The sequence below is a fragment of the Methylibium sp. genome (assembly GCF_035762065.1).
Lineage (GTDB): Bacteria > Pseudomonadota > Gammaproteobacteria > Burkholderiales > Burkholderiaceae_C > Methylibium.
In genome coordinates this window covers 1-16,148 of record NZ_DASTPW010000033.1, presented here as the reverse complement: position 1 = coordinate 16,148, position 16,148 = coordinate 1, and the positions used below count along the sequence as shown (strand labels likewise).

Here is a 16,148-nt window from a genome sequence, read left to right as displayed (position 1 = left end):
AGTGGCCGCCTCGGGCCGGCTTTGCCGGACCGCCACCGGCGCCCCTTCGGCAGAGAGCGGCGAAGCCGCAACGGGGGGGGGACATCAGTAGCGCGCCAGCACGGTCGACAGCGTCAGCACCGGCCGGCCGTCGGCATCGGCGACGACCGCATCGGCACGGCGGAAGTTCGGGTTCGGCGTCGGCCGCACGATCATGCGGCCGCGGTAGGTGACGCCCAACTCTTCGCACAGGAACTCGGTGTCGCCGACGCCGGGGAACTGCTTCATCAGCTTCATCGCGGTCAGCTGGTTGTCGGCGCACCACTGGGCGGCGGTGATGTCGGTCAGCCGCTGCGCGCTGGAGGTAAGCGCACCCGAAGCCTTGATGCCCGCGGCCAGCGCGACCGCGACGATCGTCAGCGCGACCAGCACCTCGATCAGCGTCAGGCCGCGCTCGGCGCGCGGGCGCTGTTCAGCGCGCGACGGCGCCATCGCCGGCCTCGGTGACCGGCCCGAAGGGGCCGAGGCCATCGGTCGCGAGCGCGATGCGCTGCTCGTCGAGCCGCAGCACGATGGTCTGGGCGCCGATCAAGGGTTCCGGGCCGAGCACCACGCCGCGCGCCGGGCCACGGTCGTCGCGCACCTCGGCGACGACACCCGGCGTCAGCCAGCGCTCGGGCAGCCCGGAGTTCGCCGGCAGGCCGACGAAGCGGAACGCGGCGGCGGCCGGGTCGGCATTCGGCACCCAGACCACCGCGAGGCCCGCTGCCCGTGCTTCGGTGCGCGCGCTTTCAAGCAGCGCCGCCAGCCGCGCCGCTTCGCGCTCGAGCTGCGTCGAGGCCGGGTCGCGCAACGCGAGCGTCGCGGCGGCCGAAGCGATCGCGATCAGCGCGACCACCACGAGCAGCTCGATCAGCGTGAAGCCGGCCGGGCGGCGCGCGCCATGGCCGCCAGCCCGCCTACTGCCAGGAGCCGACGTCCGCATTGAGGCCCTCGCCGCCGGCCTGGCCGTCGGCACCGAAGCTGAAGACGTCGATCTCGCCCTTCACGCCCGGGTTCACGTATTGGTAAGGCGAGCCCCAGGGGTCCTTCGGCAACTTCTCGAGGTAGGGCTTCCAGTTCGGCGGAATCGGGCCGGTGCCCGGCTTCGCGACCAGCGCCTGCAGGCCCTGGTCTGCGGTCGGATAGCGCTGGTTGTCCAGCCGGTAGAGCTTGAGCGACTGCATCAGGTTGTTGACGTCGGTCTTCGCGGCGGTGACGCGGGCGTCGTCGGCCCGGTTCAGCACGTTCGGGACGATCAGCGCAGCCAGCACGCCGATGATCACCAGCACGACCATCAGCTCGATCAGCGTGAAGCCCGGGCGCAGGTGCATGCCGGGCGCCGCACGGCTGCCGAAGCCGCATGCGGCGCGCGGAGGGAGGCGATGCGAAGGGGCGGTAAGGCGCATGGATCGAAGCGAGGATGCGCCCGCGGCGGGGTTGCCGCAGGGCGAATGGCAAGGATTTGTTCGTGGGGCCGGCCAGGGCGCGCTCGGGGCTCGAAGGCGGCGAGGGCCATCATAAACTTCGTCGATGTCTGCACGGCTCGTCGCCTTCTTCGTCTGGGCCGTCGCCGCGGCCTGCGCCGCCTACTGGGGCTTGCGGCTGGTCATCACCCCGCGGCCGGTGCCCAGCCAGGCGCAATCGGTCTCGATGAGCGCCGCGCAGCGCGGCGACATCGCCCGGCTCTTCGCGACCGCACCGGTCGCGGCCGACACGCCGGTCGAGCCCGGGCTCGCCGCGCGCTTCAAGCTCGTCGGCGTGATGGCGCCCGGGAGCGCCGAGGCCGGCCAGGGCGTCGCGCTGATCTCCATCGACGACAAGCCGCCGCGCGCCTACCGGGTCGGCGCGCGGGTCGATCAGTCGCTGGTGCTCCAGTCGGTCGCGAAGCGCAGCGCGTCGATCGGGCCGGCGCAAGGCGCCGCGGCGGTCAAGCTCGAACTGCCGGCCCCGGCGCTGCCGGCCACCGGCAACCTGCCCAGCACGCAATCGATCCTCGGCGCAGGCACCTTGCCCGCGAGCCCGCCGCCGTATGCGCCGCCGGTGCCGCCGGCACCCGGCGTGGCGGCACCGCCGATCGCGCCGACCTTGCCGCCTTCGGGCAACCCGGACCCTTCGCTGGGTGGTGGTGGCGCGAACCTGCCGCCCGCGGCCCAGCCGCAAGACCCGCTCAACGATCCCTCGACGCGGCGCTGAGCGCGCCGGCCCCGGTCAGGGCCGGCTGCTCTGCGCGACGACGGGGGCTTCCTCGACCGCCGCCTCCAGCGTCGGGATGTCCGCCGGGCTGACGCTCGGCGTCGAGGTGGCCGGGCCGACGTTGGTGGCGCCGGGCTCGTCGCCCTCCGCGACTTCGGTCAGCAGCGCCGCGGCGCTGTGGATCAACGGCCAGGCCAGGGTGGCGCCGGTGCCGTCGGTGCTCTCCATGCCGAGTTCGAGCAGCGCGCTGGCGCGAAACAGCGCGAGCGCGTGGTCCAGCCCCTGGTGGCTGTGGCTGCGGCAGAACACGACGTAGTCGGTGACCGGCGCGGCAATGCGCGCGGCGACCAGCAGCGCGGCACAGGCCGGCAGGCCATCGACCATGATCAGGTGGCGCTTGCTCGCCGCGACCAGCATCGCGCCGACGAGCATCGCGATCTCGAAACCGCCGAAGGCGGCAAGCACCTCGACCGGGTCGGTCACGTCGCGGTGGCGGGCGAGCGCGGCTTCCAGCACCTCGAGCAGCTTGCGCTCGGCTTCGGGCGTGATGTCGGGGCCGGAAACGCCGAGGTCGCGCACCGGGACGTCGGCCAGCCGCGAGATCACCAGCGCCGCGCTCTCCTGCGAGCCGATGCCGATCGCCGCGCAGGCGAGGGCGTTGCCGGACAGCGTGTCGCCGATCTCCATCCCGGCGCGGATCGCCGCGTGCGCCTGGTCGACCGACATCGCGCTGGTGACCTTGGCGTTGCGGGTGCCGAAGCCGATCTTGCGCTGCAGCAGGCTCGGGTGCGGGTTCATCGGCTCGGCGAGGCCGGCATCGACGATCGTCAGCCCCATGCCCTGGATGAACGAGAACACCGCCATCGGCAGGCGGCCCTGCAGCAGGTGCAGCACCTGGGTGACGGTGGAGTCGCCCGGCGGCGTCAGGCCCTCGACGACGATGCCGTGGTCGCCGGCGAACACCAGCAGCTGCGGCGATTTCAGCCGCGGCTTCAGCGTGTTCTGGATCAGGCCCAGCCGCACCGCGAGCGGCTCGAGCTCGCCGAGGCTGCCGGCCGTCTCGGCGCGGCGGTGCAGCTTCTGCCGCAGCGCTTCTTCGAGGCGCGGGTGGTTGGTGGGAGCGATCAGCGAGCGTTGGACGGCCATGGCGGTGCAGAGCGTTGGATGGCGGTGCCGTAAGCCGGCGCAGCCGTGGCTACGGGTAAACGCGAGAGACGCGAAGTGTGCCTTTAGCGCAGGAACAGCCGGTAGACCGGGTTGCGCGTCTCCTCGACCGCCGGGTAGCCGAGCGTGCTCAGGAAGTCACGCAAGGCGCCCTGGGCGCCGCGTGGCACCTGCAGGCCCACCAGGATGCGGCCGTGATCGCCGCCTTGGTGGCGGTAGTGGAAGAGGCTGATGTTCCAGTCGGGATGCAGCTCGGACAGGAAGCGCATCAGCGCGCCCGGCCGCTCGGGGAAGACGAAGCGGAACAGCCGCTCGTCGCGCGCCAGTTCGGAGCGCCCGCCGACCAGGTGGCGCACGTGCGTCTTCGCGAGCTCGTCGTGCGTCATGTCGATCGCGGCGAATCCGTGCGCTTCGAAGCGCGCGGCGATCTCGGCCGACTCGCCGCGCTGCGAGATCGCAAGGCCGACGAAGACGTGGGCGATGCTCGCGTCCGAGATCCGGTAGTCGAACTCGGTGACGCTGCGCGGGCCGATCAGCGCGCACAGCCGCTTGAACGAACCGCGCTCCTCGGGCAGCGTCACCGCGAACAGGGCCTCGCGCGCTTCGCCGACCTCGGCGCGCTCGGCGACGAAGCGCAGGCGGTCGAAGTTCATGTTCGCGCCGCAGGTCACCGCGACGAAGGTCCGGCCCGCGCCGCCGGTGCGCTGCGCGTACTGCTTGACCGCCGCGACGCCCATCGCGCCCGAGGGCTCGAGCACCGAGCGGGTGTCCTCGAAGACGTCCTTGATCGCGGCGCACACGGCGTCGGTGTCAACGATCTCGAAGCCGTCGACCAGCGCGCGGGTCAGCCGGAAGGTTTCCTCGCCGACCAGCTTGACCGCGGTGCCGTCGGCGAACAGGCCGACATCCTTCAGCGTGACCCGCTTGCCCGCCTTCACCGAGCGGGCCATCGCGTCGGAATCGGTCGTCTGCACGCCGATCACCTTGATCTCCGGCCGCAGCGACTTGATGTAGGCGGCGACGCCCGAGATCAGCCCGCCGCCGCCGACCGCGACGAACACCGCGTCGATCGGCCCCGGGTGCTGGCGCAGGATCTCCATCGCGATCGTGCCTTGGCCGGCGATCACGTCGGGGTCGTCGAAGGGGTGGACGAAGGTGGCGCGCTGCTTCTTCTCGAGCGCGCGCGCGTGGGCGTAGGCGTCGGAATAGCTCTCGCCGTGCAGCACGACCTTGGCGCCGCGGCCGCGCACCGCGTCGACCTTGAGCTGCGGCGTCGTCACCGGCATCACGATGGTCGCGCGGCAACCCAGGCGCTGCGCCGCCAGCGCGACGCCTTGCGCGTGGTTGCCGGCCGAGGCGCAGATGACGCCGCGTGCCAGCTGCGCCTCGGACAGCCGCGCCATCTTGTTGTAGGCGCCGCGCAGCTTGAAGCTGAACACCGGCTGCTCGTCCTCGCGCTTGAGCAGCACCGTATGGCCGAGCCGGCCCGAAAGCGAAGGCGCGAACTGCAGCGCCGTTTCCTGCGCGACGTCGTAGACGCGCGCGGTGAGGATGCGCTCGAGGTAGTCGCCGATCGGCTTGCGACGCCCGTTCGATGCGCGCGTGCGGCGCGCTACGGTCTGCGCTGCGGCGCGTGCCATCGAAGCCCTCCCCAGGGAAAAGGGCGCGATCATAAGTGGCCGCCCCGGCATGCCGCACCCATGAAAAAGGCCCGAAGCCGTGAGGCTTCGGGCCGAATCCACCTTGGGGTGGAGGAGACAAGCGGCCGACCGCGCCGGAGCGTCGATCGATGGCCGCGATGGTAGACGGCCCGATGTGGCGTCGCAACAAACCTTCGGTCATGTCTTCATGCGCGGCCGGCACGTCCTGCGAGTCAGCGGCGGCCGGCACGCAGCGCCAGAATCGCGCCTCACGAGGAGACGAGCATGGAGTGCACCGTTCGCTGGCAGCCCGAGGTCGGCATGGCCTTCAACGCCGAGACCGGCAGCGGCCACCTGATCGCGATGGACGGTGCGCCCGAAGGCGGCGGCCGCAACCTCGCGCCGCGGCCGATGGAAACCGTGCTCGCCGGCACCGGCGCGTGCATCGCCTACGACGTCGTGCTGATCTTGAAGCGCGGCCGCCACGACGTGCGCGGCTGCGAGGTCAAGCTCGACGCCGAGCGAGCGACGACCGACCCGAAGGTCTTCACCAGGATCCACATGGGCTTCGTCGTCCGGGGCCGTGGCGTGCCGGCGGCCGCGGTCGAACGCGCCGTGCAGCTGGCGCACGAGCGCTACTGCTCGGCCAGCGCGATGCTCGCGAAGACCGCCGAAATGACGACGGGCTTCGAGCTGATCGAAGTCTGAGCCCGCGCCGCCGCGTCAGATGCGGTGCGCGACGGTGGTCATCAGCTTCGCGCCGGCGCGCATCGCCCAGCGCGCCGGGGCCGGCAGCGGCGAGGCGCCGGCCGCTTCGGCGTCCTGCGCATGGCGTGCCTCGTCGAGGCGCATGGCCTCGACGATGGCGCGCGACGCCGTGTCGGCCGCGGGCAGCCGGTCGAGGTGCCCGGCCAGGTGCTGCTCGACCTGCCGTTCGGTCTCGACGAGAAAGCCCAGGCTCGCGCGATCGCCGAGCCGGCCCGCGACCAGCCCGAGCCCGAAGGCGCCCGCGTACCACAGCGGGTTGAGCAGGCTCGGCCGCGCGCCGAGCTCGTCGAGCCGCTCGGCCGTCCACGCGAGGTGATCGGTCTCCTCGCGGCCGGCGGCCTCGAAGCGCGCGGCCAGCTGTGCATCGCGCGTGCTCAGCGCCTGCGCGTCGTACAGCGCCTGTGCGCAGATCTCGCCGACGTGGTTGACGCGCATCAGCGCGCCCGACAGCGCCCGATCCTCCTCCGACAAGGGCGCCGCTTCCACGGCCGCCCGCGGCCGCGCGCGCGCCGCGCTTGGCCGTGCGAGCAGCGTGCGCAAGGCGCGGTCGAGGGAACCCAGCAGGCGGTCGCTGGAGCGGGGGGTCTCGGTGGGAAACGGGTGCATCTTGGCCTTCCTGGCTCAGGACGTCGGGACGACGCCGGCGTATCGGCGTGTCGGGACGATGAAACGCGAAACGACGGGCCGCGAGTTGTCCCACGGCAACAGAAGCAGGGCAAGTGCTGGGGCGACTCTAGCCGGCGCGCCACTGCCTCTGGTGCAATCCGTCCGGTCTGCGAAAAGCAGCTCGTCCGTGCTTGCGCAAGTCGTCGCAGCCGGAGCCTCGCTATCAACACTCCCAGGAGATGGTTCGAATGAAGAAGTCAATGATCGCTCTCGCGGTGCTCGCGTCGTTCGCAGGCGCCGCAGCGGCGCAATCGTCGGTCACGCTGTACGGCCGGGCCGAAGTCAACGCCACCTATTCGAAGCCGGGCGATGCCGTCGGAGGGGGCGACGAAAGATGGCTGATGAACGACGGCGGCGACAACTCCGGCATTGGCGGCTCGCGTTGGGGTCTGCGCGGCACGGAGGACCTTGGCAGTGGCCTGAAGGCTTATTTCGTGCTTGAGTCGGGCTTCCGCACCGACACGGGTGCTGCTGGCGACAACGCGAAGTTTTTTAACCGTCAGGCCTACGTCGCCCTTGGTTCAACGAGCCTTGGCGATGTACGTCTAGGCCGCCAGGAGACGATCTCGCGCTTGATCAACGCTGGCTACACCGACGCCTCGGGTATCGGCGAACTGAAGGTGGACGAAGGCGTTGGCGGTGGCCGCCAGCTGTTCCAGACCTTCGGCCAGCGCGTAGACAACACCGCGACTTACATCACCCCGAACTTTGGCGGCTTCCAGGTGCAAGCGATGGTTGGCGCCGGCGAAGGGGCGAACGCTCGTTACCAGGGAATCATGGCTTCTTACAGCGCCGGTCCGCTGAAAGTGGCAGTGGGGTACGAGGAGTACGACAGCTTTGGCGTCTTCTCCGACCCGTACAACAAAGTCATCAACGTCGGTGCCAACTACAACTTCGGCTTCGCGACCTTGTTCGCAGGCTATCAAGACGCCACAGATGTCGGGAGCAACAACGTAACGGCGCCGTTGGCCGCCACAGCGGTGCGCGACCAACAAGCTTGGAACGTCGGTGTGCTCGTCCCGATCGGCGTACTTCAACTTCGTGCGCAGTACACCAACGTCGACTACGACCTCGTCAGTGGCGCGGGTGCCGACCAGCAGAAGTACGGCGTCTCGGTGCGTTATCCGCTGAGCAAGCGCACGACGCTCTACTCGGCCGTTACTCAGCGTGATGGGGAAAATCCGGGTGGCGTCGATGCGACGCGCAATTTCACCGCGAAGCGCGAAATCACGCTGCTCGGCGTCGCCCACACCTTCTGATCCGGCTCGAAGGTTCCCGCGTGACAAGGGCACCCCTCGGGGTGCCCTTTTTCATGAGGCGTCGCGATCCGGCGCCGCGGCACGCGAGCACCTTGAAAAGCATCAAGACACCTGGTCTGCGCGCCTGGCTGACAGCCAGTGCGTTGATCGCATCGGCCGGATGCGCCACGGCGCCGCCCGAGCCGGCGATGGTCGATCCCGGCGGGCTGCTCGCAGCGCTGCCGGCGGGCTGCGTCGCTGAGTGGCAGCCGCAGACGCTGCCCGGCAAGCGCGCGACGCGCTATGCCGTCGCGCCGGCCGAGGATGGCCGCCCGGTGGTGCGCGCGCAGGCCGACCGCTCCGCCAGCCTCGTGCGGCACAAGCTGCGCCTCGAGCCGGCGCAGTTCGCGCGCCTGCGCTTTTCGTGGCGCGTGCCGGCGTTGATCGCCGACGGAGACGTGCGCGGCCGCGACACCGAAGACGCGCCGGCGCGCATCGTCCTTGCCTTCGACGGCGATGCGCGCCGGCTCGGCGAACGCGACCGGCTCCTGTTCGACCTGGCCGAAACCCTGGGCGGCGAACGCCCGCCGTTCGCGACCCTGATGTATGTCTGGGACGCGCAGGCGCCGCTCGACAGCGTCGTCGTCAACAGCCGCACGGGCCGGGTGCGCAAGATCGTCGTCGAGTCCGGTGCCGAGCAGCTCGGCCGCTGGCGTCTGCACGAGCGCGACATCGCGGCCGACTACCGGCGTGCCTACGGCGAGGCGCCGGGAGCGTTGATCGGCGTGGCGCTGATGACCGACGCCGACAACACCGCGAGCCGCGCCCAGGCCGCCTACGGCCCGGTCTGCTTCATCGCGGCCGACGGCCCGGGCGCCGCGCGACCGCCCTGATCGAGGCCGCGGCGATGCGATCGTTGTCCCGCGGCATCGGACCGGCAGCCCCGCTCGACGGCAGCGGCTGAAGCTCGTGCCGAAGGACTCGGCGCGCACGAGCGCCGTCGGCGCGTCGCGCCTACGACCGTCGCCCGCCTCGGCTGTCGTCCAGGAGTGCGCGATGCATCCACGCCTTGGGTCCGCTGCCGTCGCGCTTCTCGCCGCCGTGCTTGCCGGCTGCGCGACCACCGAGTACTCGCAGCTCACCGGCCGGCGCTATTTCTTCGCGCGGATCGACACCTACCCGGTGGTCGTCCTCGATGTCGACGGCCGCTCCACCGCGAGCGACCCGGTGCTGGTCGATCCCGGGACGCGCGTGGTGCGAGTGCAGGCGCCGCCCGGCGGCGCTGGCCTGCAGGAAGTGCGCAGCATCACGCTCGACGTGCCGGCGTGCACGCGGATCTACCTTGTCGCGGTCAAGACGAACCGGCTTGCAAGCGACTTCCAGGTGAGCGTCGATCACCGGGAGCCGCTCAGCCCCTGCGTTGCCAAGGCGGCGCAGCGGCGAAGCTGCCGGCGCGCCTGCTCGCGCAAGGCGCGACACCCGGCGGCATGCCGAGCGCGGCCCTCGCCGGCTTCAGCGACGCTGAAACGAAGCAGCGGCGACGGTGGTGAGAGCGTCGGGCGCGAAGCTGGGTTGAGCCTGCCGGCTCATCCGCCGCGGGGCAGCAGCGTCTCGCCGCGAAACAGCTCGGCCACCGACTCGCGCTCGCGCACGAGCGTCGCGCGCTCCCCCTCGACCATCACTTCGGCCGCGCGCGCGCGGCTGTTGTAGTTGCTGGCCATCGACATGCCGTAGGCGCCGGCGGCGAGGATCGCGAGGCGGTCGCCGGCGGCCGCAGCCAGCATGCGGTCTCGGCCGAGCCAGTCGCCCGACTCGCAGACGGGGCCGACCACGTCGTAGCGCAGCGGCTCGCCGTCGCGCAGCGTGCACGGCACGATGCCCATCGTCGCCTGGTACATCGCCGGGCGCATCAGGTCGTTCATCGCGGCGTCGACGACGCAGAAGTTCTTCGCGTCGCCCGGCTTCAGGTACAGCACCTCGGTGATCAGCACGCCGGCCTCCGCGACCAGCGAGCGGCCCGGCTCGAACATCAGCCGCCGATGCCCGTGGCCGCGTGCGTCGATGCGCGCGACCAAGCGGCGGATCAGCGCTTCGACGTCCAGGGGCGTCTCGTCGGTGTAGCGCACGCCGATGCCGCCGCCGAGGTCGAGGTGGCGGATGCGCAGGCCCTCGGCCTCGACGGCTTCGACCAGATCCAGCATGCGTTCGAGCGCGTCGAGGTAGGGCCCGGCGTCGGTGATCTGCGAGCCGATGTGGCAGTCGATGCCGACGACCTCGAGGCCGGGCAGCGCGGCCGCGCGGCGGTACACCGCGACCGCGCGGTCGTGCGCGATGCCGAACTTGTTGCCCTTCAGCCCGGTGGAGATGTAGGGATGCGTCTTCGCATCGACGTCGGGGTTGACGCGCAAGCTGATCGACGCGGTCTTGCCGAGCGAGGTCGCGACGTCGCTCAGCACCTCCAGCTCGGCTTCGCTCTCCACGTTGAAGCCGTGCACGCCGGCTTCAAACGCGCGGCGCATCTCCGCGCGCGTCTTGCCGAGGCCGGAGAAGACGGTCTTGGCCGCGTCGCCGCCGGCCGCGAGCACGCGCTCGAGCTCGCCGCCGGAGACGATGTCGAAGCCGCAGCCGGCTTCGGCGAAGGTCTGCAGCACGGCGAGGTTCGAGTTCGCCTTCATCGCGTAGCAGATCAGGTGCTCGCGTCCGGCGAGCGCGCGCTGGTAGGGCGCGAGCGCCGCGAGCATCGCGCCGCGCGAGTAGGCGTACAGCGGCGTGCCGAAGCGCGCGGCGAGGTCGTCGGCTGCGATGCCACCGATGAACAGCCGGCCTTCGCGGTAGTGGATGTGCGGGTCGCCGGGCAGCGTGTTCATCGCACCGCCCCACTCGCCGGGGCGGCCGGAGCCGACGCGGCTTTCGCGGCCGGCGCCAGCACCAGCGGGCCCTTCTGGCCGCAGCCGGTGACGACGAGCAGCGCCGATGCACCCACCACGAACGCGGTCAAGCCGCTCCCTAGAATTCCGTGCATCCGCACGCGCCTCGTCTTCTTCATCGCCGAATTCTAAGAATGAGCTTTTCGCCGAACGCCCCTGCCGAAGCCGACGCGCTGAGCGATGCCGACTATCACGCGCTCGCGCGCAGCCTGCTCGCATCGATCGAAGCTCAGATCGATCGCTGGCTACAGGATGACGTGGTCGACATCGACGGCGCGCGCACCGGCGGCCTGCTCGAGATGAGCTTCCCGGGCGGCAGCAAGATCGTCGTCAATACGCAGCCGCCGCTGCAGGAGATCTGGCTGGCGGCGCGCGGTGGCGGCTTCCACTACCGGCGCGTCGGCGGACGCTGGCTCGACACCAAGACCGGCGACGAGTTCTTCGCAGTGCTGTCGCGCTGCGCGAGCGAGCAGGCCGGCAAGACACTGCACTTCGAGGCATGACGACGAGCCGCTGCGGCGCCTCGCCCTTCGCCGCCGGTCTCAGTTCTTGAACAGATCGAGGATGCCCTTGCGCTCGTCCTCGGTCGCTGCGGGCGGAGCCTGAACGTCAAGGCCGAGGCTCGCGACGCCGTGGCCGGGGCCGTGCTCTTCGTAGTACCACTCGCCGCCGACGTTCATCAGCCCTTCGGCGGGCGGCTTGATCTCGTCGGGCTTCGTGTTCTTCAGCGCAAAGCTCATGTAGTCGATCCACACCGGCAACGACAGGCCCCCGCCGGTTTCGCGATCGCCGAGCTTGCGGGGCTGGTCGTAGCCGATCCACACGACGCCGACCAGGTTCTTCGTGTAGCCGGCGAACCAGGTGTCCTGCGAGTCGTTGGTGGTGCCGGTCTTGCCGTAGAGGTCGGGGCGCTTAAGGGTGGCCTGGGCCCGCGCGGCGGTGCCGCTGCGCGTCACCTCCTGGAGCAGCGAGCTCGTCACGAAGGCGTTGCGCGCGTCGATCGTGCGCCTCGATTCGTCGAGCGTCGCCGGCTCGACCTGCGTGACGATGCGGCCCTTGTCGTCGGTGATCTTCGTCACCAGCACCGGGTTGACGCGGTAGCCGCCGTTGGCGAACACCGAATAAGCGGCGGCCATCTGCAGTGGCGTCACCGATCCCGTACCCAGCGCCATCGGCAGGAAGGGGAGATGCTTCTCGGCGTCGAAGCCGAAGCGCGCGATCCACTTCTGCGCGTAGGCGGTTCCGATCGCCTCGACGATGCGGATCGACACCATGTTCTTCGACTTGGCCAGCGCGCGGCGCATCGACATCGGGCCTTCGAAGGTGCCGTCGTAGTTCTTCGGCTCCCAAGGCTGGCTGCCGGTGGCGGCGGCGTCGAAGAACAGCGGCGCGTCGTTGATCACCGTGGCCGGCGTGAAGCCCTTCTCCAACGCGGCCGAGTAGATGAAGGGCTTGAAGCTCGAACCCGGCTGGCGCCAAGCCTGGGTGACGCGGTTGAACTGGCTCTTCGCGTTGTCGAAGCCGCCGACCATCGAGCGGATCGCGCCGGTGCGCGGATCCATCGAGACGAACGCACCTTCGACCTCGGGCACCTGGGTGATCGACCACAGTTCCTTGCCGGCCTTGTCCTTGCCGGTCACGATCACGCGGATCACCGCGCCGCGGCGGATCGCCGTCTTCGGGTTGCCCTTCGGCGCGAGGCCGGAGGTCGCCGGCTTCAAGCCCTCGCCGGTGATCGTCAACGTGTCGCCGCTGTGCAGCGCGGCGACCACCTGCCTGGGGTTCGCTTCGAGCACGACGGCCGCCTTGATCTCGTCGTTGTCGGGATGCGCGTCGAGCGCGTCGGCGACTCGCGTGTCGAGCGCCTTCGGGTCGGCCGGCAGGTCGACGTAGGCCTCGGGACCGCGATAGACCTGTCGGCGTTCGTAGTCGGTGATGCCCTTGCGCAGCGCGCGGTACGCGGTCTCCTGCTCGGTCGCGCTGATGCTGGTGTAGACGTGCAGGCCACGCGTGTAGGCACTGTCGCCGTACTGGCCGTAGATCAGCTGGCGCGCCGTCTCGGCCACGTGCTCGGCATGCAGCGGCACCTGGATGTTGCGGCGGTAGACGAGCTTCTCCTTGCGCGCCGCCTCGGCCTGCTCCTCGGTGAGGAAGCCGTTCTCGTACATGCGATCGATGATGTATTGCTGGCGCACGCCGGCGCGCTTCGGATTCGCGATCGGATTGAAGCTCGAAGGTGCCTTCGGCAGGCCGGCGAGCATCGCGGCCTCGGCGGCGCTGATGTCGCGCAAGGGCTTGCCGAAGTAGATCTCCGCGGCGGCCGCGAAGCCGTAGGCGCGCTGGCCGAGGTAGATCTGGTTCATGTAGACCTCGAGGATCTGGTCCTTGGTCAACTGCCGCTCGATCTTCAGCGCGAGCAGGATCTCGTAGAGCTTGCGCGACAGCGTCTTCTCGGTCGGCAGGTAGAAGTTGCGCGCCACCTGCATCGTGATCGTCGAGGCGCCCTGGCTGCGCGATTCGCCGACGTTGGCGAGACCGGCGCGCACGATGCCGATGTAGTCGACGCCGCCGTGCTGGTAGAAGCGCGCGTCCTCGATCGCGAGCACCGCTTCACGCATCACCTTCGGGATCTCGCCGATCGGCGCGAACTGGCGACGCTCTTCGCCGTACTCGCCGATCAGCACGTCGTCGGCGGAATAGATGCGCATCGGCAGCTTCGGCCGGTAGTCGGCGAGGCTGCTGATCTCGGGCAGGTTGGGGTAGGCCACCGACAGCGCAATCGCCGCGAGCACCAGCGCTGAGAACACCAGCGCAAAGCTCAGTCCCAGCAGCGACGAAAGCACCAGCAGCGGCCAGCGGACGCCAGGGTGCAGCGCGCCGAAGCGCGCGGACCATCGGCCCATCCAGCGTGGCGTGGAGCCACCGTTTTCGGAAGTGCTCATGAGTCGGCCGTGAATTGCTGACGATTATAGAAATGGGGTCCGCGCCCGCTTCGCAGCAGCGCGAGCAGCCACTGCATCATCGTCGTCACTTCGAGCGAGAAGGGCGCTGTGCGGTTTGCAACGACCCTATCGCAACGCGGCGTCCAAGGCGGTAGGAAGTCCTTATGAAGCAAGGACCTTGCTGCTAGCATTTAAGTGACTTCTTAATTCTTTACAGCCGTGAAGCGGCGACCGGGAGCCCACCGTGAGCTTTCTTGACGGGTTGATGGGAGGCAAGCAGATGCCGCTCGTCGGACTGGATATCAGCTCGTCGAGCGTCAAGCTCGTCGAACTGGGCCAATCCGGATCCGGCGGCTATGTGGTCGAGCGCTTCGCGACCGAAAGCTTCGAGAAGGGCTGGATCTCCGACGGCCAGATCGAGAAGTTCGACGAGGTTGCCGACGCCGTGCGCCGCGTCGTCAGCAAGAGCGGCACGCGAACCAAGCGCGTCGCGATGGCGATGCCGCAATCCGCGGTCATCACCAAGAAGATCATGCTGCCTGCCGGCCTGCGCGAGGAGGAACTCGAACTGCAGGTCGAGAGCGAGGCCAACCAGTACATCCCGTTCTCGCTCGACGAGGTCAGCCTCGACTTCTGCGTGATCGGCCCGAGTCCGGCCTCGGCCGGCGACGTCGAAGTGCTGATCGCCGCGTCGCGCAAGGACCGTGTGCAGGACCGCCAAGGCCTCGCCGAAGCGGCGGGCCTGAAGCCGGTGGTGCTCGACATCGAATCGCACGCCTCGCGCCTTGCGATGACGCGGATCATCGGCGCCTTGCCCAACGAGGGGCGCGATGCGCTGGTCGCGCTGTTCGAGATCGGCGCCGAGACCACCAGCTTGAAGGTGTTGCGCGACGAGGAACTGCTCTACGACCGCGACCAGGCCTTCGGTGGCTCGCAGCTCACGCAGATGATTTCACGCCAGTACGGCTTCTCGTTCGAGGAGGCCGAACAGAAGAAGCTGGCGAGCGACCTGCCCGAGGACTACGAGAGCTCGCTGCTCGTGCCCTTCGTCGACAGCCTCGCCCAGGAGATCGGCCGAGCGCTGCAGTACTTCTTCACCAGCACGCCGCACCACAAAGTGCATTACGTGATGCTCGGCGGCGGCACCGCGACGCTGCCCGGCCTCAAGGAGCGCGTGACCGAGCTGACCGGCTTCGCGTCGATGGTCGTCAACCCCTTCGACGGCATGAAGCTCGGCTCCGCGGTGCGCGAAAGCAAGCTGCGTCGCGAGGCCCCCGCTTACCTCACCGCCTGCGGTCTGGCGATGCGGAGGTTCTTGTCATGATCCTGATCAACCTCCTGCCGCACCGCGAGGAGCGACGGCAGCGGCGCAAGAAAGCCTTCTACGCGGGGCTCGGCGTTTCCTTTGTCGTCGGGCTCGTGTTTGCGGGCCTCTGGTACCTGGTGCTGCAGCAGATGATCACTTCGCAGCAGGAGCGCAACGCCTTCCTGCGCGCCGAGATCGCCAAGCTTGAAGAGCAGATCAAGGACATCGCCACGCTGAAGGCCGAGATCGACAGCCTGAAGGCGCGGCAGAAGGCCGTCGAGGACCTGCAGGCCGATCGCAACGTGCCGGTGCACCTGCTGAACGAGCTCGTGAAGCAGACGCCCGAAGGCGTGTACCTGACGACGATCAAACAGGACGGCAACGTCGTCGGCGTCACCGGCATCGCGCAGACCAACGAGCGCGTCTCCGAATTCCTTCGCAACACCGCCTACAGCTCGACCTGGCTCGAGAAGCCCGACCTCGTCGAAATCAAGGCCGCGAATCTGGTGACCGCCGGGCGCGAGCAGAAGCGGCTCTTCGAGTTCAGCGTGCGCGTGAGCTTGAAGCGTTCGCCGGAAAGCGCGAAGCAAGACGGCGGCATCCCGGCCACTCCTGGCGGGGCTGCTTCGGCGCCCGCCGTGAAGCGCTCCTGAGGTGACGCGATGGCGACCAGGAACATGAGTTTCGATCTGACGACCGTCTTCCAGGACGCGGTCGGCCAGTTCCGCGGACTGAACCCCAATGAGCCCGGCCAGTGGCCCTGGCTTCCGAAGCTAGCGGCCTTTGCCGGCATCGTCGCGCTGGTGCTGATCGGTGGCTGGTTCGGCTTGCTTTCTTCGACCAGCGACGAGCTGCAGGCCGAGCGCGACCGGGAGCCCGGGCTGCGTCAGGAATACCGCTCGAAGCTTTCGCAGGCGGTGAACCTGAACGAACTGCGCAAGCAGAAGATCCAGGTGCAGGAGTACGTCACGCAGCTCGAAAAGCAGCTGCCCGGCAAGGCCGAAATGGATGCGCTGCTGTCCGACATCAACCAGGCAGGGCTCGGTCGAGGCCTGCAGTTCGAACTGTTCCGACCCGGTCAGGTGAGCGTGAAGGACTACTACGCCGAGCTGCCCATCACAATTCGCGTGACGGGGCGCTATCACGACATCGGGTCCTTCGCGGCTGACGTCGCCAATCTGTCGCGCATCGTCACGCTGCACAACATGAACATCGGCTCCGGCAAGGATCAGGGCGGCGTGCTCTCGATGGAGGCCACCGCGCGTACTTATCGCTACCTCGAT

At 69.4% G+C, this 16,148-nt stretch carries 18 protein-coding genes; 8 read left to right on the top strand and 10 right to left on the bottom strand.

Annotated features, from left to right (window positions below; genetic code table 11):
• Positions 1–84: 84 nt before the first annotated feature.
• Genes gspI through gspG form a run of 3 tightly spaced genes read right to left on the bottom strand, consistent with a single transcriptional unit; the run spans position 85 to position 1,352 of the window.
• Positions 85–471 carry a type II secretion system minor pseudopilin GspI gene (gspI, locus tag VFR90_RS08765; protein WP_326405731.1) on the bottom strand — a complete coding sequence of 129 codons (387 nt, stop codon included), beginning with the start codon at positions 469–471 and terminating at the stop codon, positions 85–87.
• Positions 452–964: a prepilin-type N-terminal cleavage/methylation domain-containing protein gene (locus VFR90_RS08760; RefSeq protein WP_326405730.1), complete on the bottom strand. Its 513-nt coding sequence runs from the start codon at positions 962–964 to the stop codon at positions 452–454. Before VFR90_RS08760 ends, gspI begins: the two co-directional genes overlap by 20 nt.
• Positions 939–1,352, bottom strand: a complete 414-nt coding sequence (gene gspG, locus VFR90_RS08755) for a type II secretion system major pseudopilin GspG (protein ID WP_326405729.1) — start codon at positions 1,350–1,352, stop codon at positions 939–941. Before gspG ends, VFR90_RS08760 begins: the two co-directional genes overlap by 26 nt.
• Before the next feature lie 199 nt (positions 1,353–1,551).
• On the opposite strand from gspG, the gene VFR90_RS08750 reads away from it, so the two are divergent.
• Positions 1,552–2,214 (top strand): hypothetical protein, encoded by a 663-nt coding sequence (locus tag VFR90_RS08750; protein WP_326405728.1) that lies wholly within the window; start codon positions 1,552–1,554, stop codon positions 2,212–2,214.
• A gap of 15 nt (positions 2,215–2,229) precedes the next feature.
• Here VFR90_RS08750 and VFR90_RS08745 read toward each other — a convergent pair whose 3' ends face one another.
• On the bottom strand, positions 2,230–3,360 hold the full coding sequence (locus VFR90_RS08745; protein WP_326405727.1) for a nicotinate-nucleotide--dimethylbenzimidazole phosphoribosyltransferase: 1,131 nt from the start codon (positions 3,358–3,360) through the stop codon (positions 2,230–2,232).
• 83 nt (positions 3,361–3,443) lie between these two features.
• Positions 3,444–5,018: a threonine ammonia-lyase, biosynthetic gene (gene ilvA, locus VFR90_RS08740; protein ID WP_326405726.1), complete on the bottom strand. Its 1,575-nt coding sequence runs from the start codon at positions 5,016–5,018 to the stop codon at positions 3,444–3,446.
• A 285-nt stretch (positions 5,019–5,303) separates the two neighbouring features.
• Here ilvA and VFR90_RS08735 point away from each other — a divergent pair, with 285 nt between their 5' ends.
• Positions 5,304–5,726: an OsmC family protein gene (locus VFR90_RS08735; RefSeq protein WP_326405725.1), complete on the top strand. Its 423-nt coding sequence runs from the start codon at positions 5,304–5,306 to the stop codon at positions 5,724–5,726.
• A gap of 15 nt (positions 5,727–5,741) precedes the next feature.
• Here the strand turns inward: VFR90_RS08735 and coq7 are convergent, their stop codons facing one another.
• Positions 5,742–6,392, bottom strand: a complete 651-nt coding sequence (gene coq7, locus VFR90_RS08730; RefSeq protein WP_326405724.1) for a 2-polyprenyl-3-methyl-6-methoxy-1,4-benzoquinone monooxygenase — start codon at positions 6,390–6,392, stop codon at positions 5,742–5,744.
• A 248-nt stretch (positions 6,393–6,640) separates the two neighbouring features.
• Between coq7 and VFR90_RS08725 the strand changes: the two genes are divergently transcribed.
• Both VFR90_RS08725 and VFR90_RS08720 read left to right on the top strand, forming a co-directional pair.
• Positions 6,641–7,711: a porin gene (locus VFR90_RS08725; protein WP_326405723.1), complete on the top strand. Its 1,071-nt coding sequence runs from the start codon at positions 6,641–6,643 to the stop codon at positions 7,709–7,711.
• Positions 7,712–7,803: 92 nt separating this feature from the next.
• The gene (locus tag VFR90_RS08720; RefSeq protein ID WP_326405722.1) at positions 7,804–8,583 is read left to right on the top strand and encodes a DUF3047 domain-containing protein; all 780 of its coding nucleotides are present in this window, start codon (positions 7,804–7,806) and stop codon (positions 8,581–8,583) included.
• A 121-nt stretch (positions 8,584–8,704) separates the two neighbouring features.
• Here VFR90_RS08720 and VFR90_RS08715 read toward each other — a convergent pair whose 3' ends face one another.
• From VFR90_RS08715 to lptM, 3 genes are all read right to left on the bottom strand, one after another.
• Positions 8,705–9,088, bottom strand: a complete 384-nt coding sequence (locus VFR90_RS08715) for a hypothetical protein (protein ID WP_326405721.1) — start codon at positions 9,086–9,088, stop codon at positions 8,705–8,707.
• 188 nt (positions 9,089–9,276) lie between these two features.
• Positions 9,277–10,557 (bottom strand): diaminopimelate decarboxylase, encoded by a 1,281-nt coding sequence (lysA, locus tag VFR90_RS08710; protein WP_326405720.1) that lies wholly within the window; start codon positions 10,555–10,557, stop codon positions 9,277–9,279.
• Positions 10,554–10,736 (bottom strand): LPS translocon maturation chaperone LptM, encoded by a 183-nt coding sequence (gene lptM / locus VFR90_RS08705; protein ID WP_326405719.1) that lies wholly within the window; start codon positions 10,734–10,736, stop codon positions 10,554–10,556. Before lptM ends, lysA begins: the two co-directional genes overlap by 4 nt.
• A gap of 15 nt (positions 10,737–10,751) precedes the next feature.
• Here lptM and cyaY point away from each other — a divergent pair, with 15 nt between their 5' ends.
• Positions 10,752–11,120 carry an iron donor protein CyaY gene (cyaY, locus tag VFR90_RS08700; protein WP_326405718.1) on the top strand — a complete coding sequence of 123 codons (369 nt, stop codon included), beginning with the start codon at positions 10,752–10,754 and terminating at the stop codon, positions 11,118–11,120.
• Between the two features lie 39 nt (positions 11,121–11,159).
• On the opposite strand, the gene VFR90_RS08695 is transcribed toward cyaY, so the two are convergent.
• Complete coding sequence (locus VFR90_RS08695; RefSeq protein ID WP_326405763.1) at positions 11,160–13,520, bottom strand: penicillin-binding protein 1A; 2,361 nt, start codon at positions 13,518–13,520, stop codon at positions 11,160–11,162.
• Between the two features lie 304 nt (positions 13,521–13,824).
• Between VFR90_RS08695 and pilM the strand changes: the two genes are divergently transcribed.
• The 3 genes from pilM to pilO form a co-directional block, all read left to right on the top strand.
• Entirely contained in the window at positions 13,825–14,883 is a 1,059-nt protein-coding gene (pilM, locus tag VFR90_RS08690; protein ID WP_326405762.1) for a pilus assembly protein PilM, read from the top strand.
• Positions 14,880–15,518, top strand: coding sequence for a PilN domain-containing protein (locus tag VFR90_RS08685; RefSeq protein WP_326405717.1), 639 nt, complete (start codon positions 14,880–14,882; stop codon positions 15,516–15,518). The genes pilM and VFR90_RS08685 overlap by 4 nt, the downstream gene beginning before the upstream one ends.
• A gap of 9 nt (positions 15,519–15,527) precedes the next feature.
• A partial coding sequence (pilO, locus tag VFR90_RS08680) for a type IV pilus inner membrane component PilO (protein WP_326405716.1) occupies positions 15,528–16,148 on the top strand: 621 nt, incomplete at its 3' end.